Raw genomic sequence first — 6094 nt, 5'->3', positions numbered from 1 at the left:
AAAATTAAAAGGCTTATCTCCCAAAAATTACAGGAGACAAACCTTTGAAATAATATACTAATTAAGGTTTAGATTTTTGGGTTCAGTACAGATGTGAGTTAAAGGTGGAATAAACTCACATGTTTTAAAAATTTTATAAAAATCATTTAAAAATGAAAAAAGCGTCCAGCTATTACGACTGAACGCTTTTCTGATATTTATTTACCTTCGTGGTGTTCTTCGAATAATTCTTTTGTTGCTACAACTGGTTCGAAATCTTCAGGCATTGTTTCTGTTCTTACTACTAGAACGTCACATGGTGAGTTTCTTACAATTGATTCTGATACAGAACCGACGATAAATCGTTCTACTGCATTTAATCCAGAAGTACCACACATGATTAAATCTACGTCAAATTCTACTGCTAATTTTTTAGGAATAACTGTTTTTGGAGATCCGAATTCAAGTTTAGTCGCTACATTATGAACACCATTATTCTCAGCGAATTCTTTATATCCAGATAATAAACTTTCAGCAAAACTTGTTGCTTTATTTACTATTTGAGTATCATAGGCTTCAACACTTGCATATGATCTAGAATCTACAACGTTAACAATTGTTAATTTAGCGTCATTACGTTTAGCAACGGCTACAGCTTTATTATAAGCCCATTCTGATTCAGTTGATCCATCTACTGCAATTAAAATATTTTTGTAACTTAACATAGAAACCGCCTCCTAGTTCTTTTGTTTAATTATATCATAATTTTCTGAAAAAATAACATTATAAACTTTTAAATAATAGGGAATTTACACGATTTTTATATAATGTGTGTTAAAATTAGCTGTAGTAAGAAAATTTAAAAAAATTAGAAAATAAGGATAATATAAAAATTGAATAATAATGATTGCGCTTTCAAATTAGTGGCGTTATGATAAAAACAAGGAGGAATGAAAAATGATTATTGGAGTACCAAGAGAGATTAAAAATAACGAAAATAGGGTGGCATTAACACCTAGTGGCGTGGCAAGTTTAGTTGCACAAAATCATGTTGTTAAAGTAGAAACTGAAGCAGGATTAGGTTCACAATTTACTAACGAAGATTATCAACAAGCTGGAGCAGAAATTGTAAGTCAAGAAGAAGCATGGAATGTTGAAATGGTTATGAAAGTTAAAGAACCATTACAAGAAGAATATCAATTCTTCAAGAAAGACTTAATTCTATTTACATACTTACATTTAGCTGCTGAAGAGGCTTTAACAAATGCATTACTAGAAAATGAAGTAACTGCAATTGCTTATGAAACTGTTCAGTTAAGCGATCGTTCATTACCATTACTAGCGCCAATGAGTGAAGTAGCTGGAAGAATGTCAACTCAAATTGGTGCGCAATTCCTACAAAAAACACACGGAGGCATTGGAATATTATTATCTGGTGTGCCAGGTGTTAAAAGAGGGAAAGTAACAATAATCGGTGGAGGTCAAGCAGGAACAAATGCTGCTAAAATGGCAGTTGGTCTTGGAGCAGACGTTACGATTATTGACTTAAATCCTACACGCTTACAACAATTAGATGATTTATTTGGTGCAAGCGTGCAAACGATGATGTCATCACCATTAAATATTGAAGAAGCAGTTGTTGAAAGTGATTTAGTAATTGGATCAGTACTTATCCCAGGCGCTAAAGCACCAAAACTTGTAACTGAAGAAATGGTTAAGAAAATGAAACCAGGTTCAGTATTAGTAGACATCGCGATTGACCAAGGTGGTTCATTCGAAACATCAGATAGAATTACGACACACGATGATCCAACATATGTTAAACATGGTGTCGTACACTATGCAGTTGCTAATATGCCAGGAGCAGTTCCAAGAACATCTACAATTGCATTAAATAATGCAACAACTCCATATGCAATTCAATTAGCAAACAAAGGCTACGTTAAAGCATGTCAAGATAACGAAGCACTTGCTAAAGGCTTAAACACAATACATGGTAAATTAACATATAAAGAAGTTGCAAAAGCTTTTGATAAAGAATACACACCTTATCAAGAAGTTTTGAGATAACTCCACCAAAAAAACCTGAGACGAATTTCGTCTCAGGTTTTTCTTATTATACGATTTTTGTACCGTGTACTTCATCGAATGGTATGTCTTCTATTAATTGTGATAAGTTATCTTTATTGAGTCCGCCACCTGGCATGATTGTGATATTGCCTTTTGAGTGAATCAACAACTTTCCTAAATGGTTAATGTTATCAAATATCACACTATCACTTGGTCCGCCATGTGTTAGTAGGCGACTGAATTGGTGTTTAATTAACCAGTCTAATGATTTTAATTGATGATATGGATTAATAGAATCAAACGCCATATGACAAACGGCGGGTATGATACCACATGTTTCTTTTAATGCTTTCATCTTCCATTCGTCAAGATGTCTGTGTTCATCTAAGCATCCAAATACAAATGCATCAACTTTCAAATCTTTCAGATGTAATATATCTTGTCTCATGATTTCATATTCGAAATAATTATAATTAAAATCTCCACCACGAGGTCTAATCATGACAGCGACTTCAACGTTATGTTGATGACATAATTCTATTGCAATCTTTACCATTCCGTAACTTGGTGTTGTGCCACCAACTGAAAGGTTATCGCAAAGTTCAATTCGATTTGCACCATTTTTAATAGCATGTTCAATTTGCGAAATTGTTTCTACACAAGCTTCTTTAATCATTTTTGGTAGCCTGTTAGTATGCGATGTCCGTCTTCAGTTACAACGATATCGTCTTCAATTCTAACACCAGCAACACCAGGAACGTATATTCCAGGTTCAACTGTTAATACCATGCCTGGTTTGAATTCATCCGTATTTGCACTTGAAATGTCTGGGAATTCATGGACACTTAATCCAAGTCCGTGACCAAGTCTATGTGGGAAGTATTCACCATAACCAGCATTGCTAATAATATCTCTAGCTACTTTATCGCAGTCAGCAATTTTAGCACCTGGTTTAATCATTTCAATCGCTTGTTTGTTAGCATCAAGAACGACATTGTAAATTTCTTGTGCTTTATCAGAAGGTGTACCGAATGGAACAGTTCTAGTGATATCTGAACAATAACCTTTATAAATGACACCTAGGTCAAATAGTACATATTCGTTTTCTTTTAAAGTTCTTTCTCCTGGTGTACCATGAGGAGCTGCTGCATGATCGCCGAATAATACCATAGTATCAAAGCTCATCTTAGAAATACCATGTTGTTTCATAGTTGTTTCAATATGATTTAATACTTCAATTTCAGAAACGCCAACTTCTAATTTATCAACGCCAGCTTGAATAGCTAAATCTGCATATTTAGCCGCTTCTTGTAACAACTCAATCTCGTCATTTGTTTTTACATTTCTAATATCTTTTAATACTTGATCAATATCAACAATTGTTTCAACATTAAATGCTTTTTCAATTTCACGAAGTCTTTTAACTGATAAATGCTCTGATTCAATCGCGAAAGTTTTATAAGATTGTTGTTCAATCAAATCGAATGGTGATTCTGTATCTAAGTATCCAACGATGTTTCCAGTGAAACCTGCATTTTTAGCTTCTTCTACTTCCATTTTTGGACAAAATAGCGTTTCTTCACCATCTTTAGTGACTAATAAACTAAATAGACGTTCATGTGGTTCAGATAAATAACCTGTTAAATAAAAGATGTTTAAAGGCGTTGTAATCCATGCTGCGTCCGCACCTTTATCTTTTAAAAATGTTGCAATTTCATTATGTTCCATTATTCTTCCTCCCAAATCTCTTTCTTACATCATTATTTTAGACTTCTTGATTCATAAATTCAAATTTAGGGTATATAATATACGGAAAAGACAATTTGAGGAGGGAGATTCATGAAAGTATCATTTCATGGACAATCAGTAATCTATTTTGAAAGTAAAGGACATAAAGTGATTGTGGATCCATTTATAACAGGGAATCCATTATCAGATTTGACGGCAGATGAAGTAGAAGCAGATTATATTATATTAACTCATGGTCATGGTGATCATTTAGGTGATACTGTTAGCATTGCAAAAAGAACAGGTGCAACGGTTATAGCGTTACCTGAAGCGATTGATTATTTATCAAATAAACACGGATTAGAAAACTTACATCCAATGAATATTGGTGGGAATATTGAATTTAATTTCGGAAAAGTAAAATATGTGCAAGCCTTTCATAGTAATAGCTTTACAGAAGAAGATGGGGAAATCGTCTATTTAGGTATGCCAGCAGGAATTGTATTAGAAACAGAAGCAGGTACTATTTATCATACAGGTGACACAGGTTTATTCAGTGATATGAAATTAATCGCAGATAGACACCCAGTTGATTTATGTTTTATTCCAATAGGCGATAACTTTACAATGGGCATTGATGATGCAAGTTATGCAATTAATGAATTTATCAAGCCGAAAAAAGTAGTACCTATTCATTACGATACATTTGATTTTATTAAACAAGACCCTAAAGATTTTGAAAAAGCTGTTACAGAATCAGAAGTTCACATTTTAAAACCTGGTGAATCGGTAGAATTATAAATGAATATGATAGATAGTTTAGTAAGCTGAGATGATTTTGTCGTCTCAGCTTTTAAGTTTAAGAAATGAACTGTATAAGAAACTTAATTTAATGAGCGGTGTTTCAATCTTTTATTAAATTTTTAAGATATCATTTAAGACATTAAAAATGTATAATAGAAAGTAATTCATAAAATTTGATAGAGGGTATAAACATGACGAAACATGAGCAAATTATTGAGTATATTGAATCGTTATCTGTTGGACATAAAATCTCTGTCAGACAGATAGCGAAAGATTTAAATGTCTCTGAAGGTACAGCTTATCGTGCAATTAAAGAAGCGGATAATCAAGGGCTTGTAGCATCTATTGATAGAGTAGGGACAGTTAGAATTGAGAGAAAATCTAGAGAACAAATTGAAAATTTAACATTTAATGAAATTGTTAAAATTGTAGATGGTCAAGTATTGGGCGGTAAACAAGGCTTATATAAAACTTTATCAAAATTTGCAATAGGCGCAATGGAATTAAATGATGTCGTTAAATATTTAACTAAAAATACTTTACTTATTGTTGGTAATAGAGCAGATGTACAAATGGAAGCTTTAAAAAGAGGTTCTGCCGTGTTAATTACAGGTGGTTTTGAAGCGCATGAAGATATTATAAACTATGCTGATGAACACGAACTTCCAATTATTTCATCTAATTATGATACATTTTTAGTGGCCAATATTATTAACAGAGCCATATATGATCAAATGATTAAAAAAGAAATTTTAATGGTTGAAGATATTATGATTCCAATTGAATCAACTTCTTATTTAGATGATAAACAAAAAGTGCGAGATTGGAATGAATTATCACAACAAACATCTCATACACGTTTTCCAGTTGTTGATAGCGAAATGAAAGTTGTAGGTATTTTAACTAGTAAAGATATTGTAAATGAAGAACAAGATAAAAGTATCAGAACGTTGATGACTAAATCACCTATCATTGCACATTTAAATACGACAATCGCAACTTGTGCCCACCTTATGATCTGGGAAGGAATTGAATTGTTGCCAGTTGTATCAACCTCTAAAGTATTAATCGGTATCATTTCTCGTGAAGATGTATTAAAGACGATGCAATTAATGAGTAGACAACCACAAATAGGTGAAACGATTCATGACCAAATTGCAAAACAAATCACAATGGACAATGGTAATGTTGTGGTGAATATATCCCCACAATTAACAAATCAATTCGGTATGTTAACGAAATCAGTCTATATTGCAGTTATTGAAGAAGCGTTACGTTATGAAATAAGAAAAATGAAAAAATCAGAAATCATGATTGAACATATAGATATTTATTATTTGAAAACTGTTCAAATCGATGACGATGTAGAAGTGAAGATTACAACATTAGATATCGGTAGAATATTTGCTAAATTCGAAGTTACAATGGTGAGCGGTAGTGCCACAGTTGCGAAAGCATTACTGATGTGTCAAATTCTCGAAAAATAAAAAAGCGTTATGTAATACAACGCTTT

At 32.7% G+C, this 6094-nt stretch carries 6 protein-coding genes; 3 read left to right on the top strand and 3 right to left on the bottom strand.

The window, feature by feature from the left end; all coding sequences use genetic code 11:
* Positions 1–197: 197 nt before the first annotated feature.
* Positions 198–704 carry a universal stress protein gene (locus tag LQ693_RS00865; protein WP_025904325.1) on the bottom strand — a complete coding sequence of 169 codons (507 nt, stop codon included), beginning with the start codon at positions 702–704 and terminating at the stop codon, positions 198–200.
* A gap of 232 nt (positions 705–936) precedes the next feature.
* Here LQ693_RS00865 and ald point away from each other — a divergent pair, with 232 nt between their 5' ends.
* Complete coding sequence (ald, locus tag LQ693_RS00860) at positions 937–2049, top strand: alanine dehydrogenase (protein ID WP_025904324.1); 1113 nt, start codon at positions 937–939, stop codon at positions 2047–2049.
* Between the two features lie 46 nt (positions 2050–2095).
* On the opposite strand, the gene LQ693_RS00855 is transcribed toward ald, so the two are convergent.
* Positions 2096–2725, bottom strand: a complete 630-nt coding sequence (locus LQ693_RS00855) for a copper homeostasis protein CutC (RefSeq protein WP_107565388.1) — start codon at positions 2723–2725, stop codon at positions 2096–2098.
* A complete protein-coding gene (locus tag LQ693_RS00850; RefSeq protein ID WP_103354277.1) occupies positions 2722–3777 on the bottom strand; it encodes a M24 family metallopeptidase in 1056 nt (351 codons plus the stop codon). The genes LQ693_RS00855 and LQ693_RS00850 overlap by 4 nt, the downstream gene beginning before the upstream one ends.
* Before the next feature lie 111 nt (positions 3778–3888).
* Here LQ693_RS00850 and LQ693_RS00845 point away from each other — a divergent pair, with 111 nt between their 5' ends.
* Together LQ693_RS00845 and LQ693_RS00840 are read left to right on the top strand one after the other, a co-directional pair.
* Entirely contained in the window at positions 3889–4578 is a 690-nt protein-coding gene (locus LQ693_RS00845; RefSeq protein WP_025904321.1) for a metal-dependent hydrolase, read from the top strand.
* Positions 4579–4772: 194 nt separating this feature from the next.
* A complete protein-coding gene (locus tag LQ693_RS00840; protein WP_025904320.1) occupies positions 4773–6068 on the top strand; it encodes a DRTGG domain-containing protein in 1296 nt (431 codons plus the stop codon).
* The last annotated feature ends 26 nt before the right edge of the window (positions 6069–6094 follow it).

The sequence above is a fragment of the Mammaliicoccus sp. B-M6 genome (genome assembly GCF_022386965.1).
Taxonomy (GTDB): Bacteria; Bacillota; Bacilli; order Staphylococcales; family Staphylococcaceae; genus Mammaliicoccus; species Mammaliicoccus sciuri_A.
Note: the sequence above shows the minus strand (reverse complement) of the source record. Positions and strands in the feature narration are given on the sequence as shown.

Bases quoted from the DNA above. Each gene is read 5' to 3' on its own strand.
- LQ693_RS00840 (WP_025904320.1), top strand. From the start codon at position 4,773: ATGACGAAACATGAGCAAATTATTGAGTATATTGAATCGTTATCTGTT.
- LQ693_RS00865 (WP_025904325.1), bottom strand. From the start codon at position 704: ATGTTAAGTTACAAAAATATTTTAATTGCAGTAGATGGATCAACTGAA.
- LQ693_RS00850 (WP_103354277.1), bottom strand. From the start codon at position 3,777: ATGGAACATAATGAAATTGCAACATTTTTAAAAGATAAAGGTGCGGAC.
- LQ693_RS00845 (WP_025904321.1), top strand. From the start codon at position 3,889: ATGAAAGTATCATTTCATGGACAATCAGTAATCTATTTTGAAAGTAAA.
- LQ693_RS00855 (WP_107565388.1), bottom strand. From the start codon at position 2,725: ATGATTAAAGAAGCTTGTGTAGAAACAATTTCGCAAATTGAACATGCT.
- ald (WP_025904324.1), top strand. From the start codon at position 937: ATGATTATTGGAGTACCAAGAGAGATTAAAAATAACGAAAATAGGGTG.